The organism is Pseudomonas sp. MAFF 730105, assembly GCF_055380705.1.
On sequence record NZ_AP018438.1, the window covers coordinates 2,124,133 to 2,145,469 of the forward strand.

The following is a 21,337-nucleotide window of genomic DNA, read 5'->3' on the forward strand; positions in this document are numbered from 1 at the left end:
CTTCAAGCTGTTGGTCATGCTAGTTTAATGTCAATTTTTCGTGTGCGTGGGCAAAACGCCATTCAGAACATAGAGTTGGCGCCACGTTTTAAAGCGGTTTGCAAATAGCTAAGCCCCTTATTTTTCAGCATTTTTATAGAGGCACGGGATTACATGGAAATCGGTCTGCGCGAGTGGCTGATCGTCATCGGCATCATTGTCATTGCCGGTATTCTTTTCGACGGCTGGCGCCGCATGCGCGGTGGCAAGGGGAAACTCAAGTTCCGCCTTGATCGCAGCCTGTCGAACCTGCCGGACGAGGATGACAATGCCGAGCTGCTGGGCCCGCCCCGGGTGCTGGACACCCACAAGGAGCCGCAACTGGACGAGCATGACCTGCCGTCGATGAGCGCGCCGGTGCGCGAGCCCCGTGAATCGGGTTCCAAACGTGGCAAGCGCAACAACGAACCGTCCCAGGGTGACCTGAACCTCAACCTGGACCTGGATGGCGGCCCGAGCTTCAGCAGTCGCGACGACTTCCCGGAAGAGAGCAAGGCGTCGAGCAGCGACAAGGATCAGGCCCAGGCTGAAGAAGTCCTGGTGATCAGCGTGATCTGCCGCGATCCGGCCGGCTTCAAGGGCCCGGCGTTGTTGCAGAACATCCTGGAAAGCGGCCTGCGTTTCGGCGAGATGGACATTTTCCATCGTCACGAAAGCATGGCTGGCAACGGTGAGGTGCTGTTCTCCATGGCCAACGCCGTCAAGCCAGGGGTGTTCGATCTGGACGACATCGATCATTTCAGCACGCCGGCGGTGAGTTTCTTCCTCGGTCTGCCGGGCCCGCGTCATCCCAAACAGGCCTTTGACGTGATGGTGGCGGCGGCTCGCAAGTTGTCCCAGGAACTCAATGGCGAATTGAAGGATGACCAGCGCAGCGTGCTGACCGCCCAGACCATCGAGCACTACCGCCAGCGTATCGTCGAGTTTGAACGTCGGGCATTGACCCAGAAGCGCTGATCAGAGCGCCTCTGGTAGCCGCTTGTGGCAAACCGCTTTTGTGGCGAGGGGATTTATCCCCGCTGGGCTGCCAAGCAGCCCTCAAAATGTTGTGTTGCCACAGAGTTTGCGAGTGCTGTGCACTCGAGCGGGGATAAATCCCCTCGCCACAGGTTCTCTGCCGAGCGTTACTTGACTGATTGAAATGAGCAGCCTCGGCTGCTCTTTTGCTTTATGAGAGAACACCCATGAATGCCGTCGAAACCCGCATCCTAGAGCTGCGAACCGAACTGGATCAGCACAACTATCGCTATCACGTCCTCGATGAACCGACCATCCCGGACGCTGAGTACGACCGCCTGTTCCACGAGCTCAAGGCCCTGGAGGCGCAGCACCCGGAGCTGGTGACCAGCGACTCACCGACCCAACGGGTCGGCAGCGTGGCGTTGTCGGCGTTCAGCCAGGTCCGTCACGAAATCCCGATGCTCAGCCTGGGCAACGCCTTCGATGAAACCACCATGCGTGAGTTCGACCGCCGGGTGACTGAAGGCCTCGATCTGCCGATGGGTGATCTGCTGGGCGGCGGTGCGGCGGTGGAATACAGCTGCGAGCCGAAACTCGATGGCCTGGCGGTCAGTCTGTTGTACCAGGACGGCCTGTTGGTACGCGGTGCCACTCGCGGCGACGGCACCACAGGCGAAGACATCAGCGTCAACGTGCGCACCGTGCGCAACATCCCCCTCAAGCTGCACGGCAGCGGCTGGCCTCCCGTGCTGGAAGTGCGCGGCGAGGTGTACATGTCCAAGACCGGCTTCGAGCGTCTCAACGCCACGCAGTTGGAAACGGGTGGCAAGACCTTCGCCAACCCGCGCAACGCGGCGGCCGGCAGCCTGCGGCAACTGGACTCGAAGATCACCGCCAACCGTCCGCTGGAGTTCTGCTGCTACGGCATCGGCCAGGTGACGGCGGATATCGCCGATACCCACATCGGCAATCTCAAGCAGCTCAAAGCCTGGGGCATGCCTGTCAGCCGCGAGCTGAAACTGGCCCATGGCATCGACGAATGCCTGGATTACTACCGTGACATCGGCGAGCGGCGTAGCGCGTTGCCCTATGAGATCGATGGCGTGGTGTTCAAGGTCAACAGCATTGCTTCCCAACGTGAGCTCGGCTTCCGCGCTCGCGAGCCGCGCTGGGCCATCGCCCATAAATTCCCGGCCAGCGAAGAACTCACCGAGTTGCTCGACGTCGAGTTCCAGGTGGGCCGCACCGGGGCGGTGACGCCTGTTGCGCGGCTCAAGCCGGTCAAGGTGGCCGGCGTGACCGTGGCCAACGCCACGCTGCACAACATGGACGAAGTGGCGCGCCTGGGGTTGATGATCGGCGACACGGTGATCATCCGCCGCGCCGGGGACGTGATTCCGCAGGTGGTGCAAGTCGTCACCGAGCGTCGCCCGGAAAATGCCCGCCCGGTGGAAGTGCCCCAGCAGTGTCCGGTGTGCGGCTCCCACGTGGAGCGCACGCAACTGATCAAGCGCAGCAAGGGTCGCGAAACCATCAGCGAAGGCGCGGTGTATCGCTGCGTCGGGCGCCTGACCTGCGGAGCGCAGCTCAAGCAGGCGATCATTCATTTCGTCTCGCGCCGGGCCATGGACATCGAAGGGCTGGGGGAAAAGAGCATCGAACAACTGGTGGACGAGGGCCTGGTGGGATCGCCGGCCGATCTGTATGCCCTGACCTTCGAACAAGTGGTCGACCTGGAAGGCTTTGCCGAATTGTCGAGCCGGAAGTTGTTGGCGGCCATCGTCGACAGTAAGAAGCCCAGTCTGGCGCGCTTCATTTACGCCCTCGGCATCCCGGACGTCGGCGAGGAAACCGCCAAGGTCCTGGCACGTTCCCTGGGCTCGCTGGAACGCGTGCAAGCAGCGTTGCCCCAGGTGCTCACGTACCTGCCGGACGTGGGCCTGGAAGTGGCGCATGAGATCCACAGCTTCTTCGAGGACCCGCACAACCGTCAGGTGATCGCGGACCTGCTGCGTCATGGTCTCGATATCCAGGACCAGGGCGAGCTGAGCGCCGAATTCTCCGCCAGCACCACTCTGGGTGGCTTCCTCGACAAGCTTTACATCCCGTCGGTCGGACCGGGTGGTGCGCAGAAACTGGCAGACAAGTTCGGCTCCCTCGAGGCAGTGATGAACGCAGATTGGCTGGACATGCGCCAGGCCCTGCCGGAAAAGCAGGCCAACGCTGTGCGGGAGTTCTTTGCCATCACCGAAAACCGCCAGCAGGCCGAGGCCGCGGAACAGCAGTTGCGGGACTTCGGCATGCACTGGCGAAGCGAGAAGAAGGTGGTCGAAGGCTTGCCGGAGGCGGGTCACACCTGGGTACTGACCGGTTCGCTGGAATTGATGAGCCGAGACGTCGCCAAGGACAAGCTGGAGAGCCTTGGGGCCAAGGTCGCCGGTTCCGTGTCGGCGAAAACCCATTGCGTCGTGGCCGGCCCGGGCGCGGGCTCGAAACTGACCAAGGCCAATGAACTCGGGCTCAAGGTGCTGGATGAAGAGGCGTTCGTAGCGTTCCTTGGCAAGCACGGCATCACGGTCTAGCCCTTGTGGCGAGGGGATAAATCCCCTCGCCACAAGGGTGTGACACCAGGCTGAACGTCTGTGCCAGAAGACGATCTAGTGTTGCAGGCCCCAGGGAGAGATCGCCATGTACCGCTTCTTCGAACAACTGAGCTCACGCATCGCCGCGCCGTTCCTGGGCGACCGTTCGCGCAACAGCAAGGTCTGGCCGTGTCGCTGCGGCCAGTCGCTGTTTTTCCGCAACAGTCAGTGCCTGGCCTGCCTGGCAGCGTTGGGCTACCAGCCGGAGCAGAGTCGTCTTTCGTCACTGCAACCCGGTGATCTGCCCGACACCTGGACCCTGGATGCCGACCCACAGGCCGGTCTGTTCCGTCGCTGTGCCAACCTCGATACCGCGGCAGCGTGCAACTGGCTGCTGCCGGCCGGGGGGCGCGACACCTTGTGCATCGCCTGCCGGCTGAACCGCACCATCCCCGACCTGTCGATCCCGGAGAACCCTGAACGCTGGCGCAAGGTCGAGACGGCCAAGCGCAGGCTGGTGGCGCAACTGATCACCCTCGGTCTGCCGGTCGCGCCGAAAAGCGTCGATGAATCCACGGGCCTGGCCTTCGACTTCATCGGCGTCGACCCTGACGGCACGCCACCGACCACCGGCCATGCCAGCGGCTTGATCACGCTCGACATCAAGGAAGCGGACGACGCCCACCGTGAGGCCGTGCGCCAGCAGATGTGCGAACCGTATCGCACCTTGCTCGGGCACTTTCGTCACGAAGTGGGGCATTACTACTGGGATCTTCTGATTGCCAACAGCCACTGGCTCGAAGCATTCCGCGGATTGTTCGGCGATGAGCGGGCCAGTTATGCCGACGCGCTGGAGCGGCATTACCAGCAAGGAGCACCGTTGGACTGGCAAACCCGTTACGTCAGTGCCTACGCCACCATGCACCCCTGGGAGGATTGGGCCGAAACCTGGGCTCACTACCTGCACATGATGGACGCCGTGGACACGGCGCTGGGCTTTGGCATGAGCGCCCAGGACATGGACTTCGACTACCAACCGTTCCCACCCGACACCCTGTTCGATCCGGAGCACGCCGGAGGCACGGCGTTCCTGTCGTTCGTCAACGCCTGGATCGAACTGGCAGGCATGCTCAACGAACTGTCCCGCAGCATGGGCCAACCGGATTTCTACCCGTTCGTCGTGCCGGCAGCCGTCATCACCAAACTGCATTTCATCCATCTGGTGATCCAGGAGGAGGGCGGCCGGGCGGATGAGGTGCTGCTGTAGCGACGGGGTTTGCCAGGATGGCTGCGCACCCTCGATCTACTGTGGGAGCGAGCCTGCTCGCGATGGCGGCAGCTCATTCAGCCCTGATGCAAGCCGACCCACCGCTTTCGCGAGCAGGCTCGCTCCCACAGGGTTCCTCGGGATGGCTGCAAACGCATATCCACCCCCATGGCAAGTGCTTGAACATCTTCGCTTTTTTAATCCGGCGCGAACGGTTGTAACTTCCCGTCAGATAGGTACAATGGCGCGGCTCGCCGTCAGGCGGGCGTCGTTATGGTGACCCCATCGGTCCCCCCGCAACGATTACCCGTGAACCTGGTCAGATCCGGAAGGAAGCAGCCACAGCGGGAACATTGTGTGCCGGGGTGTGGCTGGTGGGGTTGCCTCCATAACGCCCCAGGCCTTCATTCGCAAGGTTTGTAAGATTTCCCCCTGCCTTTCTTGTTCTGATCGAATTCGGTTGATGCCTTCTGCTGTCTGCTCTATTACCGTTGATCGGCACTGTCATTTCTGACAGTAGAATTTCACGTTGTGCCTTTCTAGGGTTCGTGTAGACGGCCAGAGGGCAACGTGATGAACAACGACATGGTGTTGACGCAAAGCAGGGGGGCAATCGCCGTGAAGGTCGCGGCGGCGCTGGGATGGTTTGCATTGCTTCTCCAGCTTTACCTGATCCTGGCCTCACGTTGGCAGGCCGAGAAGAGCCTGTCAGGTGGCGTGGAGATCTTTTTCAGCTACTTCACGGTGCTGACCAATATCCTGGTGGCGATCGTGCTGACCTGCGCGGCGACGACAGGTGACTCGGCGCTGCGACGTTTCTTTCTCCGGCCCTCGACCCAAACGGGGGTGGCGGCTGCCATCGTGCTGGTCGGGCTGGCGTACAACCTGTTGTTACGCCAGACATGGAACCCTCAAGGCTGGCAGTGGGTGGCTGATGAGCTGCTGCACGACGTGATGCCTGTGCTGTTCATGATCTATTGGTGGTTCTGTGTGCCAAAGGGAACCCTGCACTGGAGCAATGTATGGGCGTGGCTGATCTATCCACTGGTCTATTTCATTTACGCCCTGATACGTGGCGAGATGATCGGCTCCTACCCCTATCCGTTCATCGAGGTGAACAACTTGGGTTATTCACAGGTGCTGGTTAATGCGATGTTGGTGTTGGTGGGGTTCGTGGTGATTTCACTGGTGCTGGTCGCGGTGGATCGGGCGAAGGGTGGGCGCTGATTGGCAGGTCATTTTTCTGGATGCCCATAAACCCAGTGTTCGTCACCGATCCCCTGTGGGAGCTGAGCTTGCTCGCGATGGCGGTGGGGCAGCTTGCATTGATGTTGCCTGAGATTCCGCTATCGCGAGCAAGCTTTGCTCCCACAGGTTGTGTGCATCAGGTCCGGGGAGCCGGGGAGCCATCACACCCGACTCAAGGTTTGGACAGCGCTTGATCCACCGCCGCGATCAGCTTGCCCAGGTCCTTCGGAGTGGCCTTGTGTATGACACCGAACAGATAGGCGCGCTGTTCGTCTTCATCGTTCATGTCGGCGAAAAAGGCTTTCAGTTGCACGTCCAACACGTTGGCGAGCAGGAACAGGGCTTCGATGCTGGGCATGTAGGTGCCGGTTTCGAAACGGCTGATGGTTTTGGGGTCAAAACCGGTTCTTTCGCCCAGTTCAGCCTGAGTCAGCCCCGCTACTTTGCGGTAGCGTCTGATGGCTGCACCCAAACTTGAAATTTGCATCGCTCAATTCCCATTTAGAATCAAGAACTTAACGATAGATTTTCGCATTAGGCAACCGCGTGATCCATCACCTTGCTTTGCAAAATGTGATGTGTTTCGTAGAATCAGCGTTTGGGACGGGCATTTGGTGACCTGCTTCAGATACCAAAAGATGCAAAAAGAAATGGGTCGCGGGTTCATGGTCGTGGCACAGGGCAGGCGTTCTGGGCTTTCGAGCGGCACCGACAAAGCCGTGCTCCCACTTCTCTCACGGTATTTGAGCCTAGTTGATTTTCGCCTGTCCGAAGGCGGTGCAACCGCGCGCGCCAAATGAGCCTGACTCATGGATGACTGCTTCGATGGATAAGAAGTACCGCAGAGCCGTTGACGCCGCCGCGATTTTTTCCGAGACCGATGCGAGCGGGCGTATCACCTACGTCAACGACCAGTTCTGTAACCTCTTTGGCTACCGGCGCGATGAACTGCTGGGGGCGAACCATCGCCTGCTCAATTCCGGTCACCACCCCGGGGAATTCTTCAGTGCCATGTGGCACACCATCTCGTTGGGGCAGGTCTGGAAGGGGGATATCTGTAATCGCGCCAAGGACGGTACCTTGCATTGGGTCGATACCACCCTGGTGCCGTTGACAGATGACGCGACAGGACAGGTCGAGCGCTACCTGGCGATTCGTTTCGACGTCAGCGACAAGCGCCGGCAACTGCACTCCCTGCAATGGCGAGTCGGGCACGATGTGCTGACCGGGCTGCCCAATCGCACCTATTTGTCTGACCTGCTGGACCAGGCCCTGGCGTTTTCCCAGGCGGAAAGCTTCCCCCTCGCGGTCTGTATGCTTGATCTCGATGGCTTCAAGGCGGTCAATGACGGTCACGGCCATGCCAGTGGCGACCAGCTGCTGGTCGAGGTCGCAAGGCGGCTGCGCAGCATCGTTCGAGGCGAAGATGTGGTTGCGCGGCTGGCGGGGGACGAGTTCGTGCTGGTGTTGCGTCATGTGCCTGGGATGGATGAGTTGCATGGGGCTTTGAACCGGGTGCTGGTTGCTGTTTCCACGCCCTATGCCATTGACGGTAAAAGCATCAAGGTCTTCGCAAGTATCGGCGTCACGCTGTTCCCCTGGGACAACGAAAACGCCGAGACGTTGCTGCGCCATGCCGACCAGGCGATGTACATGGCCAAGCAGAGCGGCCGCAATCGCTTCCATCTGTTCGATGTATCCCGGGACAAGGAAGTGCGGGCCACCTACCAGACCGTTGAGCGGGTTCGGCAGGCATTGGCCGCCCGTGAGCTGCGGCTGCATTTCCAGCCCAAGGTCAATATGCGCAGCGGCACCGTGGTCGGCCTTGAGGCGTTATTGCGTTGGAAACACCCGCAACGTGGCCTGGTGCCGCCTCGTGAGTTCCTGCCGCTGGCGGAGGAGACCGACCTGATTGTCGAGATCGGCGAGTGGGTCATGGAACAGGTCATGATTCAGTTGCAGGTGTGGCAGCAAGCGGGGCAGGGGTGGCCGGTCAGCATCAATGTCTCGGCACGGCATTTCCAGCGCGAAGACTTTGTCGAGCGGCTGCGGCAGATGCTGGAGCGACACCCGGACGTGGCGCCGCGCATGCTCGACCTGCAAATCGTCGAATCCGTCGCGGTGGAAAATCTCCAACATGTCAGCGCCTGCCTCCAGGCTTGCCAGGCCCTGGGGGTGGGTTTCTCCCTGGGCGGGTTCGGGACGGGCTACTGCTCCCTCAATGACCTCAAGCATTTGCGCATCCAGACCATCAAGATCGACAAGACCTTTATCCGCGACATTCTTGTGAATCGGGATGACCTGGCCTTGACCAAGGCCGTGATCGGTCTGGCCCAGGCGTTCGATCGCCAGGTCGTCGCCGAAGGGCTGGACAGTCTCGAGCATGGGCAATTGCTGCTGCGCCTGGGGTGTGAAGTCGCCCAGGGCTACTTCATCGCCCGACCCATGCCAGCCGAGCAGATACCGGGCTGGGTGGCGAGGTTTGTTCCGCCGTCGCAATGGCAGCAGCGTCCGGGCATTCAGGGAGAGCCGGCTTCAGGCTCGGATTGCGCATTGCGGCCGGTGTAAAGCTGGATGATCGCGTCGATCTCTCCGGAGGCTTTCATGTTCTGCAAGGTGCGCAGGATGCGTTGTGCCGGGATTTTCGGATCATTGCGCAGGTAGCAGCCCAACTGCTGTTCCTGCAAAACGGCCACCTCATGCAGTTGGTAGTCAGCGGTGTGCCGTTGGTTGAACCAGTCCAGCGCCCATTGGTTGCTCACGCCGTAGCGATAGCGCCCGGCAAGCAATTTTGTCAGCACTTGTTCCTGGCTCCGCGCGTCATCGCGCCTTAGATGACCGCTGTCGAACAGCGGCTGCAAGGTCGGATAGGTATAGCCGAGCACGGTACCAATCGGCTGCTGCCCCAGCGTCGCCGGCACCACTTGTCTGGGGGCGCTGGCTGTGCCGACGAGCAGGTCACGCTGGAAGAACAGCGGGACACTCCAGAGGAAACCTGCTCCTTCGTCCTTTACCCAGTTGGGGCTGACGTAGCAGCGCATGTCGACTTCGTCGTGTCGCATGGCCCCGTCGAGCCGGGCCCGGGACAGGACATGGAACTCGGCCGGCATGCCCACCTGGGTCGCCAGGCTGGTCATGACGTCTGGGAGTATTCCCTGGGTCGGGCGACCCTGTTCGATCTGCACCATGGGCATGGCCCAGCCGTCAGTCACGGCAAAGCGCAAGGGTAATTCGGCGGCGGAACATTCTGTCCCTAATAACAGCAAAGCCCCCATGGCCAAGCGCATAAGCTCTCCTGACGGTATGAAAACGTGTCGACAACCGAGTCCTTGATCCAAGCTTAGTCAGATTAGAACGGTGCACCGGATGCAATTTCGCCCCTGCTCCGCTAGCATTAGCCGCTTATGTTCCTTCGTTGCGATGGTTTTCGATGAGTTATCAGGTTCTTGCACGTAAATGGCGTCCGCGCTCGTTCCGCGAAATGGTCGGCCAGACCCATGTGCTCAAGGCTCTGATCAACGCCTTGGACAGCCAGCGGCTGCACCATGCCTACCTGTTCACCGGGACCCGCGGCGTGGGCAAGACGACGATCGCGCGAATCATCGCCAAGTGCTTGAATTGTGAAACCGGTATCACTTCGACACCTTGCGGTGAGTGTTCGGTCTGCCGGGAAATCGATGAAGGCCGTTTCGTCGACCTGATCGAGATCGACGCCGCCAGCCGTACCAAGGTCGAAGATACCCGCGAGCTGCTCGACAATGTGCAGTACGCCCCCAGCCGTGGGCGCTTCAAGGTCTACCTGATCGACGAAGTGCACATGCTCTCCAGCCATTCCTTCAATGCGCTGCTCAAAACGCTTGAAGAGCCGCCGCCCTACGTCAAGTTCATCCTGGCAACCACCGATCCGCAGAAGCTGCCGGCCACGATTTTGTCCCGCTGCCTGCAGTTCTCCCTGAAGAACATGACACCGGAGCGGGTCGTCGAGCACCTGACCCACGTGCTGGGTGTCGAGAATGTGCCGTTCGAAGACGATGCGCTGTGGCTGCTGGGTCGCGCCGCTGACGGTTCGATGCGTGACGCCATGAGCCTGACCGACCAGGCCATCGCCTTCGGGGAAGGCAAGGTCATGGCTGCCGATGTGCGGGCCATGCTCGGTACGCTCGATCACGGCCAGGTCTATGACGTGTTGCATGCCCTGATCGACGGCGACGCGAAGGCGTTGCTCGAAGCGGTGCGCCACCTGGCCGAACAGGGGCCGGACTGGAATGGCGTGCTGTCGGAAATCCTCAATGTATTGCACCGTGTCGCCATCGCCCAGGCCTTGCCTGACGGCGTCGACAACGGCCATGGCGACCGTGATCGCGTGCTGGCCCTGGCCCAGGCGTTGCCCGCCGAAGACGTGCAGTTCTATTACCAGATGGGCCTGATCGGTCGTCGCGACCTGCCCCTGGCGCCGGATCCGCGCGGTGGCTTCGAAATGGTGCTGCTGCGAATGCTGGCGTTCCGGCCTGCGGACACGGCGGATGCGCCGAGGCAGGCGCTAAAGCCAGTGGGGATCAGCCAGGCCACAGCTGATTCCGCCAAGCCAGTGGCTGCCGCGCCCGTTGTTGCGCCGGCAGCGGTTTCTGCCCCGGCGGCGGTAGCGCCCGTCGTGGAACCGGCTCCGGCGCCTGTCATCGAGCCTGAGCCGATTCCCGAGCCTGTCGCCGAAACCGTCATCGATCTGCCCTGGAATGATCCGGTCGAACCCGAGATCGTCCAGCAGCCTGTGGTGGAGCCTGTACTGGAAACCGTCGCCGAGCAGCCCGAGCTGCCGCCGATGCCCCTGCCGACGCCCGACAGCGTGGTGCCTGAAGCGCCTGAGTGGGTCGCCGCTCCGATGCCCGAGCCGACCGCCGCCGATGTCGATATGGCCACGCCGGGCATGGACCTGGACGACGAACCTCCGTTGGATGAGGATTACATCGAGCCGGACATGGACTCGGCCTACAGCTACCTGGACGACCTGGCCAGCGAGCACGCCGCCGAGCCGGCACCCGAGCCTGAGCCGGAACCCGCAGCGATGCCGGCCACCGGGTTGGCCCTGCAATGGCTGGAGCTGTTCCCGAAATTGCCGATCACCGGCATGACCGGTAGCATCGCCGCCAACTGCACGCTGATCGCGGTAGAGGGCGATCACTGGCTGCTGCACCTGGACCCGGCCCACAGCGCCCTGTTCAACGCGACCCAGCAGCGGCGTCTCAACGATGCACTGAACCAGTATCATCAGCGCACGCTGACGCTGAGCATCGAACTGATCAAGCCGGAGCAGGAAACCCCGGCCCAGGCCGCGTCCCGGCGCCGTGCCGACCGCCAGCGCGAGGCCGAGGAGTCGATCCACAGCGATCCGTTCATCCAGCAGATGATGCAACAGTTCGGCGCAGTAGTCCGTCACGATACTATCGAACCTGTCGAGGCCCCGGTCACCCAGGGCTCATAATTGAAGGCGCCGGGCCGAAAGGGCCGGGCGCGGTGTTTATCCAAGTACTTTCGAGGTGATTCCCATGATGAAAGGTGGCATGGCCGGCCTGATGAAGCAGGCGCAGCAGATGCAGGAAAAAATGGCCAAGATGCAGGAAGAGCTGGCCAACGCCGAAGTCACCGGCAAGTCCGGCGGCGACATGGTGACCGTGGTCATGACCGGTCGCCACGACATCAAGCGCGTCAGCATTGACCCGAGCGTGGTCGAAGGCCTGAGCGAAGATGACAAGGAAATGCTCGAAGCCCTGTTCGCCGCCGCCGTCAACGACGCCGTGCGCAAGATCGAAGCCAACAGCCAGGACAAGATGTCTGGCATGACCGCCGGCATGCAACTGCCGCCGGGCATGAAACTGCCGTTCTGATTCGCCATCCCGTTCGGGATGGGCTACACCCAATGCCAGGCATCGCGCCTGGCATTTTTGTTTCGGGTGCATGGCGGTGATGGCCGGAACCCTTGTGGGAGCAAAGCTTGCTCGCGATAAGCGCCGGGGCCCCCTGAAAGACCGCGTTGAATCCATCGCGGGCAAGCCTTGCTCCTACAGCGATAAACATCGAACGCCACCCCCCAGGCAATGGTCTGCTCCCTATACGTGCCCATTCAACGATCAAGGAGACGTTTCCATGTCACAAGCATCGACCTCCAACCAGCGCATCGTCCTCGCTTCCCGTCCCAAGGGCGCGCCCACCGCGGAGAATTTCCGGGTTGAGCAGGTAACCCTGCCAGAGCTGGCGGACGGGCAGATCCTGCTCGAGACACTGTTCCTGTCCCTGGATCCCTACATGCGCGGGCGCATGAGCGACGCGCCGTCCTACGCTGCGCCGGTGGAAATCGACGAAGTGATGACCGGCGGAGCTGTCAGCCGCGTAGTGCACTCGAAGCACCCGAAATTTCACGAGGGCGATCTGGTAGTGGGGGCAACGGGGTGGCAGAGCCACAGCATCAGCGATGGTCGCAACGTCATACCCATTCCATCCGGGTTGCCCAGTCCGTCGATGGCCTTGGGAGTGTTGGGCATGCCGGGCATGACCGCCTACATGGGACTGATGGACATCGGTCAACCCAAGGCCGGGGAAACCCTGGTGGTGGCCGCCGCCTCGGGCGCCGTGGGTTCTGTAGTCGGCCAAGTGGCGAAAATAAAGGGGCTTCGGGTCGTCGGGGTGGCTGGCGGCAGCGAGAAATGCCAGTACGTGGTCGACGAGTTGGGATTCGACGCTTGCATCGACCATAAGAGCGAGCACTTTGCCGAAGAGCTGGCCCGGGCGTGCGACAAAGGCATCGACATCTATTACGAAAACGTCGGCGGCAAAGTCTTCGACGCGGTGCTGCCGCTGCTCAACGCCAAGGCCCGCGTCCCGCTCTGTGGCCTGATCGCGTCCTACAACGATCAGCACGCCCCGAGCGGACCGGATCGGTTGCCGCAGTTGCAACGCACCTTGCTGACCAAACGGGTGCGCATGCAGGGATTTATCGTGTTTGACGACTACGGTGACCGTCAGCCGGAATTCATCAGCGCCATGGCGCCATGGGTGCGGGATGGCCGGGTCAAGTTCCGCGAAGACGTGGTCGATGGCCTGGAGAATGCGCCACAGGCGTTTATCGGGCTGCTGGAGGGACGCAACTTCGGCAAGCTGGTGGTGCGGGTGGCGCAGGATTGAGTATTTGACGCTGGTCAGAGGCGCGGGTATAAACCGCGTCTCGTTGTTATGTCGGACATTTCCTCGATGAGCTTCAGCCCTTTGATTCGCCAACTGATCGATGCCCTGCGAACCTTGCCGGGTGTGGGTCAGAAAACTGCCCAGCGCATGGCGTTGCAATTGCTTGAGCGTGATCGCAGCGGCGGTTCGCGCCTGGCCCAGGCCTTGAGCCAGGCCATGGAAGGGGTCGGGCATTGCCGTTTATGCCGGACCCTGACTGAAGACGACCTGTGCCCCCAATGCGCCGACTCGCGTCGGGACGACACGCTGCTGTGCGTCGTGGAAGGGCCCATGGACGTGTATGCGGTGGAGCAGACCGGTTTCCGTGGGCGGTACTTCGTGCTCAAGGGACATCTCTCGCCCCTCGATGGCCTGGGGCCGGAGGCCATCGGCATTCCCGAGTTGATGGCGCGGATCGAGGAGGCGGGGACTTTCACCGAAGTCATCCTCGCCACCAACCCGACGGTGGAAGGCGAAGCCACCGCCCACTACATCGCCCAGTTGCTGAGCAACAAAGGCCTGGTCGCCTCCCGCATCGCCCACGGCGTGCCGTTGGGGGGCGAGCTGGAGTTGGTCGATGGCGGGACGCTGGCGCACTCGTTTGCCGGGCGCAAACCGATTACGCTGTAACCACGATACAAATACCTGCGGGAAACCTGTGGGAGCGAGCCTGCTCGCGATAGCGGAGTATCAGTCAGTCAAGAGGCGACTGGCACTCTGCAATCGCGAGCAGGCTCGCTCCCACATTGGTCGGGGGTAGCTTTAGTATTCTGCGGTCGAACACAAACCCTGTGGGAGCGAGCCTGCTCGCGATGGCGGTAAGTCAGTTGGCGATAATGTGACTGATACACCGCTTTCGCGAGCAGGCTCGCTCCCACCGAACCGATGATGGTCGGGCGGTTATCGTTCGCTCAGGGAGAACTGCGTCAGGCAGAACGTTGGAATCCCCATGTCGATCAATCGCTGGGAGCCCAGCAATTCCGGCAGGTCGATGATCGCTGCCGCCTCGTGGACCTTGGCGCCCATACGGCGGATCAGGTTGGCGGCAGCGATCAGCGTGCCGCCGGTGGCGATCAGGTCATCGAACATCACCACCGAATCGCCTTCGCACAGGCTGTCGGCATGTACTTCCAGGAACGCTTCGCCGTATTCGGTCTGGTAACCCTCGGCCAGCACATCGGCCGGCAGCTTGCCTTGCTTGCGGAACAGCACCAATGGTTTGTTCAACTGGTAGGCGAGGATCGAACCGATCAGGAAGCCCCGGGCATCCATCGCGCCGATGTGGGTGAACTCGGCCTCGACGTAGCGGTGGGCAAAGCTGTCCATCACCAGCCGCAGGGCCGTGGGGGACTGGAACAGCGGGGTAATGTCGCGGAAGATCACGCCGGGTTTGGGGAAGTCGATTACGGGGCGGATCAGGGATTTGATGTCGAAGGAGTCGAAGACCATCGTCGAAATGTCCTGGCAGGGCTGCAAACGCGGCAGTATAGCGCGGCCAAGGGAATCCCTCAGCCGCGCGTGTTCATCAGCCTTCGATCGAGCCGCCGGCCAGGGCGCAGAGCTGGATCGGGTCGAGGATGTGAATTTCCTTGCCTTCGGCGGCGATCAACTCATTCTGCTGGAAACGGGTGAACACCCGGGAGACGGTCTCCACGGCCAGGCCCAGGTAATTGCCGATTTCATTGCGCGACATGCTCAGGCGGAACTGGTTGGCCGAGAAGCCACGGGCACGGAAGCGGGCGGAGAGGTTGACCAGGAAGGTCGCGATGCGCTCGTCGGCGGTCTTTTTCGAGAGCAGCAGCATCATCTGCTGATCGTCGCGGATCTCCCGGCTCATCACTCGCATCAACTGGCGGCGTAGCTGCGGCAGTTGCAGCGCGAGTTCGTCGAGGCGTTCGAAGGGAATCTCGCACACCGAGGTGGTTTCCAGCGCCTGGGCCGAGACCGGATGGCTCTCGGTGTCCATGCCGGACAGTCCCACCAGCTCGCTGGGCAGATGGAAACCGGTGAGCTGCTCTTCGCCGCTGTCGCTCAGGTTGAAGGTTTTCAACGCGCCCGAGCGCACGGCATAGACGGAATCGAAGGTGTCACCCTGGCGAAACAGGAATTCACCTTTTTTCAACGGTCGGCCCCGTTTGACGATTTCATCCAGCGCGTCCATGTCCTCCAGATTCAGCGACAATGGCAGGCAGAGAGGAGCCAGGCTGCAATCCTTGCAATGGGCCTGGCTGTGGGCGCGCAGTTTGACTGGCTCGGACATTTCTTCAATCCTTGTGGGAAAACACACATAGGCCGTAAGGGTAACCCAGCTCCGGGTCCTGGGCCAGTGTGGTTCCTCGTCAAATTGTCGCGCTCAGATGACGCGGGAGAAGCGCTGCCGGTTTTGCTGCTCCAGATAGCTGTCGAATACCATGCACACCGAGCGCACCAGCAGGCGCCCGGCAGGCAATACCTTGATGTGGGTATTATCCAGCTCGATCAACCCGTCCTCGGCCATGGCCTGCAACTGCGGCCACAACGCTGCGAAATAACCCTGGAAATCGATATTGAAGGTTTGCTCGATCTCGGCGAAGGCCAGGTCGAAATGACAGATCAATTGCTGGATCACCGCCCGCCGCAGCCGGTCGTCGGCATTGCACACCAGCCCGCGACTGGTTGCCAGTTGTCCGTCGGCGAGGATGCCCTGGTACTGGTTCAGGTCGCTGCTGTTCTGGCAGTACAGGTCGCCGATCTGGCTGATGGCTGACACGCCGAGGCCGATCAGGTCGCAGTGGCCATGGGTGGTATAGCCTTGGAAGTTGCGTTGCAGGGTGGCCTCTTCCTGGGCGATGGCCAGGTCGTCGTCGGGCAGGGCGAAGTGATCCATGCCAATGTAGCGGTAACCGGCGGCGGTCAGTTGTTCGATGGTGCCTTGCAACATCGCCAGTTTCTGTTCCGGATTCGGCAGGTCCTGGCTGTTGATGCGCCGCTGAGGCATGAAGCGTTCCGGCAGGTGAGCGTAGTTGAACACCGAAAGGCGATCTGGTTGCAGGTCGATGACTTCTGCAACGGTGCGGGCAAAGTTGTCCGGGGTCTGCTTGGGCAGGCCGTAGATCAGGTCGATGTTGATCGAGCGGAACTGCAAGGTCCGGGCGGCTTCGATCACCGCACGGGTTTCCTCCAGGCTTTGCAGGCGGTTGACGGCGCGTTGCACGGCCGGATCGAAGTCTTGCACGCCGATGCTGACCCGGTTGAAACCCAGTTCCCGCAACAGGCCCATGGTCGACCAGTCGGCTTCCCGGGGATCGATTTCGATGCCGTAGTCACCGGAGTCGTCATCCAGCAGGTTGAAATGCTTGCGCAGCTTGGCCATCAACTGGCGCAGCTCGTCGTGGCTGAGGAAGGTCGGAGTGCCGCCGCCCAGGTGCAACTGTTCCACGCGCTGTGCGGGATCCAGATGGCAGCCGATCAGCTGGATTTCCTGTTCCAGGCGTTGCAGGTAGGCGTGGGCGCGACCACGGTCCTTGGTGATGACCTTATTGCAGGCGCAGTAGTAGCAAATGTTTGCGCAGAACGGCACGTGTACGTACAGCGACAGTGGCCGCATGGCCTTGCGACTGTCGCGCAGGGCGTGGAGCAGGTCGAAGGTCCCCACCTGGCCGGCGAACTGCGCCGCAGTCGGGTACGAGGTGTAGCGAGGCCCCGCTACGTCGTAGCGGCGGATCAGATCAGAGTCCCAACGAATGGCGTCGAGCATGCGGGCGTTCCCCGGATAGGCTGGCATGAGCGCGAGTCTAGGAGGGTGGACGCTGGGGCGTGTTGATTTGCATCAACGGGGCAAAGGACAGGCAAGGCCCGCTGCAGTCCTCTGTGGGAGCGGGCTTGCTCGCGAAAGCGGTCTACCTATGTCGATAATGTTGGATGTACCGCCGCCTTCGCGAGCAAGCCCGCTCCCACAAAGGGGGGCAGGGAATCCCTGTCAGTGCCCCATGAGCCAATGCTGGTGCGGCCCCGGTAAGGTCCAGATGCCGAAAATGATCACCAGCAGGCCGCCGGCCGTGCGCACGCTGCGCTTGCGCAGCAGGGCGGTGACGCGTTCGGCGGCCAGGCCGGTGGCAAGCAGTACCGGCCAGGTGCCGAGGCCGAAAGCCAGCATCAGCAACGCGCTGTCCAGTGCGTTGCCCTGGCTGGCGGACCACAGCAGGGTGCTGTAGACCAGGCCGCAGGGCAACCAGCCCCACAGTGCGCCAAGCAGCAGCGCCCGGGGCAGGCTCGACACGGGTAGCAAGCGGTTGGCGACCGGCTGGATATGTCGCCACAAGCCCCGGCCAACGCCTTCGATGCGGGTCAGGCCGCTCCACCAGCCCGCCAGGTACAGGCCCATGGCGATCAGCAGCAACCCGGCCAGTATCCGCATGATCATCGCCGCCGGGCTGTTGGCGACCGCCCAGCCAGCCAGGCCGATCAACAGCCCGGCGGTGGCATAGCTCAGGATTCGCCCCAGGTTGTACGCCAGCAACAGCCGGAAGCGCCGGCTGCGTTGTTCCTTGGGGATCGCCAGGGTGAGGGCGCCCATCAGGCCGCCGCACATGCCCAGGCAATGGCCGCCGCCCAGCAGGCCGAGGATTACCGCTGAAACCAGTAATGGCGCCAGATCAAGCATGGGGCGGGGCCTTGTCGTCCGGCCGCTGGGCTTGGCCGTCGGCTTCGTCCACGGCGGCCTTGTGATTGGGGTCCTGATCATCGAACAGGATGCTGTGGGCCGGACCGTCGAGGTCGTCGTACTGGCCGCTGTCCACGGCCCAGAAGAAAATGTACACGGCGATGGCCACGATCAGCAGCGCGGCCGGGATCATCACGTAGAGAGCTGGCATTCTCGGAACTCCAGGCCCGCGCGGCTCAGGCCGGCAGCGGGCGGGTATCGGGCGCGGCGTCGAAAACCTGCAGCTTGGGCTGGCGAGTCAGCCTCAGCGCATTCAACACCACGGTCAACGAACTGATGGACATGCCGACCGCGGCCCACACCGGGGTAATCCAGCCGAGGGCGGCGAACGGCAACATGAGGCCATTGTACAGCGCCGCCCACACCAGATTCTCGATGATCACCCGACGGGTGCGCCGGGCCAGGTTGAAGGCGTGGATCAGGGCATCGAGACGGTTGGACAGCAACACCGCGTCGGCGCTGGTCTTGGCCAGGTCGGTGGCCGAGCCCATGGCCACACTGATGTCCGCTGCCGCCAGCACCGGCACATCGTTGACCCCATCGCCGAGCATCAGCACCTTGCGGCCTTGCTGGTGCAACTGCTGCAGCACCGCCAGTTTGTCGTCCGGGCGCAGTCCGCCCCGGGCCTCGTCGATGCCCAGTTCGGCGGCGACACTGGCAACCATTGGCGAACTGTCGCCCGACAGCAGGAGTGTTCGCCAGCCGCGCGCCTTGCAAGCCGCCAGCAAGGCCGGGGCGTCGGCGCGCAGGCGGTCGTCGAGGACGAACCAGGCCAAGGGCCCGCCGGTATCGCCCAACAGCAGCCATTGGCCGGGCTCGTCCGGCATCGGCGGTATTGCCGCGCAGCTCAATTCGCAGACAAAGCCGGGTTGGCCGATGCGCAGGCGCTGTTCGCCGACTTGGCCCTCCAGCCCCAGCCCGGGTGTGCTCTGTACCTGCTCGGCGGCCAGCGGCGCGCGGCCAAAAGCCCGTGCGATGGGGTGTTCGGAGCGGTTTTCCAAGGCGGCGGCCAGCGCCAGGCACTGGTCGCCGTCGAGGCCTGCCAAGGGGCGAATGGCGCGCAAGGCCAGGCGACCTTCGGTGAGGGTGCCGGTCTTGTCGAAAATCACCGTATCGATCTGGTTCAGGCCTTCCAGCACATGACCCCGGGTCAGCAGCAGACCGAGCTTGTGCAGGGTGCCGGTGGCGGCAGTGAGGGCGGTTGGCGTAGCAAGGGACAGCGCGCAAGGACAGGTGGCGACCAGCATCGACAGGACAATCCAGAAGGCGCGGGATGCATCCAACTGCCACCACAACAGGCCGATGGCGGCAACGGCGACCAGGGAGAGCAGCAGGAACCATTGGGCTGCCCGGTCGGCGACTTCCGCCAGTCGCGGCTTTTCGGCCTGGGCTCGCTCCAGCAGCCGCACGATGGCGGACAATCGGGTGTCTTGCCCCAATGCCTGCACCTCGACGGTCAAGGCGCCTTCGACGTTCAACGTGCCCGCGGTAACCGCATCGCCCACTTGGCGGGGTTGCGGCAGGTATTCACCGGTCAGCAGGGACTCGTCGATGCTGGATTGGCCGTCGAGGATCCTGCCGTCGGCCGGCAGGACCGACCCTGGATGCACCAGGACCCGGTCGCCGGTACGCAACTCGCTGAGCAGGATGCGTTCGCTCTGGCCGTCGCTTGCCAGGCGCAGGCATGAGGCCGGCAACAGATTGACCAGTTGCGCGGTGGCCGCAGCGGTGCGCTCCCTGGCCCGTCGCTCCAGGTAGCGGCCGGCCAGCAGGAACAGCGCGAACATGCCCACGGCATCGAAATACAGCTCGCCCACGCCGGTGACAGAGGTCCAGATTCCGGCGATGTAAGCACTGCCGATCGCCAGGGACACGGAAACGTCCATGGTCAGGTGGCGGGTGCGCAGGTCACGCATCGCGCCTTTGAAGAAGGGCGCGCAGCTATAGAACACGATAGGGGTGGTGAGAAACAGCGCGACCCAGCGCAGGATGGTGTGCATCTCCGGGCTCAGATCGATATTGAATTCCGGCCATGTCGCCATGGTTGCCATCATGGCCTGGAACCACAGCAGCCCGGCCACGCCGAGCTGGCGCAGGGCCAGGCGGTTTTGCGCGGCCAGTTGCTCGCTGGCCTGGTCGGCCTGGTACGGGTGGGCGACGTAGCCGATCTGGCGCAATTCGGCGAGCAGGGTGCTCAACGGCAGTTCAGCGTCGGCCCAACGTACCTGCAAGCGATGATTGGACAGGTTCAATCGCGCTTCCGCCACGCCCGGCAGGCCACGCAATTGTTTTTCGATCAACCAGCCACAGGCGGCGCAACTGATGCCTTCCATCAACAGGGTGGTTTCGGCCAGCTCGCCTTCGTGGCGCACGAACGATTGCTGCACGTCGGGGCGGTCGTACAACGCCAGTTCATCGGTCAATTGGACAGGCAGGGTTTCGGGGTTGGCCGATGCTTCGCTGCGATGCTGGTAATAACTCTCCAGGCCGCCAGCGACAATCGCCTCGGCCACCGCCTGGCAACCCGGGCAGCAGAACTCACGGGTTTCACCCAGGACAACGGCGATGAAGCGGCTGCCGGGAGGGGCGGGCAGGGCGCAGTGGTAGCAGGGCAGGGGCGTAGTCATTGCGTTTTCACAGACGTTGTCCAATGATCGTTCCCATGCTCTGCGTGGGAACGCATCCTGTGACGCTCCGCGTCACGCTTGCGGGGGGACGCGGAGCGTCCCGGGCTGTGTTCCCACGCGGAGCGTGGGAACAATCAGAACGACAGAAAAACGGCCTACTTCTTCAGGTCTTCAGCACCTTGCAGCGGCTCATCGCCCAGCAGGATGGCCTGGTCGTGGTTGACCTGTTCCTCTTCGAACAGTCGCCAGGTCTTGTCGTTCTCTATGCCCAGCAATTCGACAAAGCGCCGGCCTTCGATCTTGTCCGTTAACTGGCCGATGTACCGCCCCGGCTCGCTGTCGTTGCGGGTCAGGACGATCTTGCGGTCCTTCTCCGGCTGGGTCGGAGAAATCAGGCTCAGTTCCAGGGTCTGCGGCCGGCTGTTGCCGCTCAGGCGCAGGTTCACCTCGCCAGTGACATCATCCATCTGCACGTTGGCATGCAACTGCAGGGTCTGGGCCAGCAGTTCGCGCTCCAGCGAGCGGTTGATGCCCTTGCCGGCTTCGTAATAGTTGTCGTTGACCAGGTTGTCCGGATTCTTCACTGCAATGGTCACCATCGTCAGGCTCAAGGTCACCGAGCAGGTCAGGATCCCGATAATGATCCACGGCCAGAGGTGCTTGTACCAAGGGCTGGTGGCGGTTGCTGCAGGCATGT

The 21,337-nt window shown here is 62.3% G+C and carries 18 protein-coding genes and 1 other RNA gene; 10 read left to right on the forward strand and 9 right to left on the reverse strand.

Annotated elements, in window-relative coordinates:
* The first annotated feature begins 153 nt into the window (after positions 1 to 153).
* The 5 genes from zipA (at position 154) to PCOSP_RS09520 (ending at position 6,075) form a co-directional block, all read left to right on the forward strand.
* The gene (gene zipA, locus PCOSP_RS09500; RefSeq protein ID WP_139648885.1) at positions 154 to 996 is read left to right on the forward strand and encodes a cell division protein ZipA; all 843 of its coding nucleotides are present in this window, start codon (positions 154 to 156) and stop codon (positions 994 to 996) included.
* 227 nt (positions 997 to 1,223) lie between these two features.
* Entirely contained in the window at positions 1,224 to 3,581 is a 2,358-nt protein-coding gene (gene ligA / locus PCOSP_RS09505) for an NAD-dependent DNA ligase LigA (RefSeq protein ID WP_464710922.1), read from the forward strand.
* A 106-nt stretch (positions 3,582 to 3,687) separates the two neighbouring features.
* Positions 3,688 to 4,848, forward strand: a complete 1,161-nt coding sequence (locus PCOSP_RS09510) for a zinc-binding metallopeptidase family protein (protein WP_139648881.1) — start codon at positions 3,688 to 3,690, stop codon at positions 4,846 to 4,848.
* A gap of 283 nt (positions 4,849 to 5,131) precedes the next feature.
* An RNA gene (gene ffs, locus PCOSP_RS09515) (signal recognition particle sRNA small type) lies at positions 5,132 to 5,228 on the forward strand.
* A 193-nt stretch (positions 5,229 to 5,421) separates the two neighbouring features.
* On the forward strand, positions 5,422 to 6,075 hold the full coding sequence (locus PCOSP_RS09520; protein ID WP_464710924.1) for a Pr6Pr family membrane protein: 654 nt from the start codon (positions 5,422 to 5,424) through the stop codon (positions 6,073 to 6,075).
* 193 nt (positions 6,076 to 6,268) lie between these two features.
* Here PCOSP_RS09520 and PCOSP_RS09525 read toward each other — a convergent pair whose 3' ends face one another.
* Positions 6,269 to 6,583 (reverse strand): helix-turn-helix domain-containing protein, encoded by a 315-nt coding sequence (locus PCOSP_RS09525; RefSeq protein WP_139648875.1) that lies wholly within the window; start codon positions 6,581 to 6,583, stop codon positions 6,269 to 6,271.
* A 338-nt stretch (positions 6,584 to 6,921) separates the two neighbouring features.
* Here PCOSP_RS09525 and PCOSP_RS09530 point away from each other — a divergent pair, with 338 nt between their 5' ends.
* Positions 6,922 to 8,664, forward strand: a complete 1,743-nt coding sequence (locus tag PCOSP_RS09530) for a putative bifunctional diguanylate cyclase/phosphodiesterase (RefSeq protein ID WP_464710925.1) — start codon at positions 6,922 to 6,924, stop codon at positions 8,662 to 8,664.
* On the opposite strand, the gene PCOSP_RS09535 is transcribed toward PCOSP_RS09530, so the two are convergent.
* Positions 8,616 to 9,383 (reverse strand): substrate-binding periplasmic protein, encoded by a 768-nt coding sequence (locus PCOSP_RS09535; protein WP_464710926.1) that lies wholly within the window; start codon positions 9,381 to 9,383, stop codon positions 8,616 to 8,618. The genes PCOSP_RS09530 and PCOSP_RS09535 overlap by 49 nt on opposite strands.
* 143 nt (positions 9,384 to 9,526) lie before the next feature.
* On the opposite strand from PCOSP_RS09535, the gene dnaX reads away from it, so the two are divergent.
* The 4 genes from dnaX (at position 9,527) to recR (ending at position 13,941) form a co-directional block, all read left to right on the forward strand.
* Positions 9,527 to 11,575 (forward strand): DNA polymerase III subunit gamma/tau, encoded by a 2,049-nt coding sequence (gene dnaX, locus PCOSP_RS09540; RefSeq protein WP_175385720.1) that lies wholly within the window; start codon positions 9,527 to 9,529, stop codon positions 11,573 to 11,575.
* A 64-nt stretch (positions 11,576 to 11,639) separates the two neighbouring features.
* Positions 11,640 to 11,978, forward strand: coding sequence for a YbaB/EbfC family nucleoid-associated protein (locus tag PCOSP_RS09545; protein ID WP_003183512.1), 339 nt, complete (start codon positions 11,640 to 11,642; stop codon positions 11,976 to 11,978).
* 259 nt (positions 11,979 to 12,237) lie between these two features.
* Positions 12,238 to 13,272: an NADP-dependent oxidoreductase gene (locus PCOSP_RS09550; protein WP_175385719.1), complete on the forward strand. Its 1,035-nt coding sequence runs from the start codon at positions 12,238 to 12,240 to the stop codon at positions 13,270 to 13,272.
* Positions 13,273 to 13,338: 66 nt separating this feature from the next.
* Positions 13,339 to 13,941: a recombination mediator RecR gene (gene recR, locus PCOSP_RS09555; RefSeq protein ID WP_041020490.1), complete on the forward strand. Its 603-nt coding sequence runs from the start codon at positions 13,339 to 13,341 to the stop codon at positions 13,939 to 13,941.
* Positions 13,942 to 14,211: 270 nt separating this feature from the next.
* Here recR and PCOSP_RS09560 read toward each other — a convergent pair whose 3' ends face one another.
* From PCOSP_RS09560 to PCOSP_RS09590, 7 genes are all read right to left on the reverse strand, one after another.
* On the reverse strand, positions 14,212 to 14,760 hold the full coding sequence (locus PCOSP_RS09560; protein WP_175362923.1) for an adenine phosphoribosyltransferase: 549 nt from the start codon (positions 14,758 to 14,760) through the stop codon (positions 14,212 to 14,214).
* Between the two features lie 76 nt (positions 14,761 to 14,836).
* Positions 14,837 to 15,571, reverse strand: coding sequence for a fumarate/nitrate reduction transcriptional regulator Fnr (gene fnr / locus PCOSP_RS09565; protein WP_139648864.1), 735 nt, complete (start codon positions 15,569 to 15,571; stop codon positions 14,837 to 14,839).
* Between the two features lie 93 nt (positions 15,572 to 15,664).
* Positions 15,665 to 17,047, reverse strand: a complete 1,383-nt coding sequence (gene hemN / locus PCOSP_RS09570) for an oxygen-independent coproporphyrinogen III oxidase (RefSeq protein WP_139648862.1) — start codon at positions 17,045 to 17,047, stop codon at positions 15,665 to 15,667.
* A gap of 222 nt (positions 17,048 to 17,269) precedes the next feature.
* Positions 17,270 to 17,953: a sulfite exporter TauE/SafE family protein gene (locus PCOSP_RS09575; RefSeq protein WP_175362921.1), complete on the reverse strand. Its 684-nt coding sequence runs from the start codon at positions 17,951 to 17,953 to the stop codon at positions 17,270 to 17,272.
* Positions 17,946 to 18,164: a cbb3-type cytochrome oxidase assembly protein CcoS gene (gene ccoS, locus PCOSP_RS09580; RefSeq protein WP_139648858.1), complete on the reverse strand. Its 219-nt coding sequence runs from the start codon at positions 18,162 to 18,164 to the stop codon at positions 17,946 to 17,948. The genes PCOSP_RS09575 and ccoS overlap by 8 nt, the downstream gene beginning before the upstream one ends.
* Before the next feature lie 25 nt (positions 18,165 to 18,189).
* Positions 18,190 to 20,640 (reverse strand): heavy metal translocating P-type ATPase, encoded by a 2,451-nt coding sequence (locus PCOSP_RS09585; RefSeq protein ID WP_464710928.1) that lies wholly within the window; start codon positions 20,638 to 20,640, stop codon positions 18,190 to 18,192.
* A gap of 155 nt (positions 20,641 to 20,795) precedes the next feature.
* On the reverse strand, positions 20,796 to 21,335 hold the full coding sequence (locus PCOSP_RS09590) for a FixH family protein (protein WP_464710929.1): 540 nt from the start codon (positions 21,333 to 21,335) through the stop codon (positions 20,796 to 20,798).
* Positions 21,336 to 21,337 lie beyond the last annotated feature (2 nt).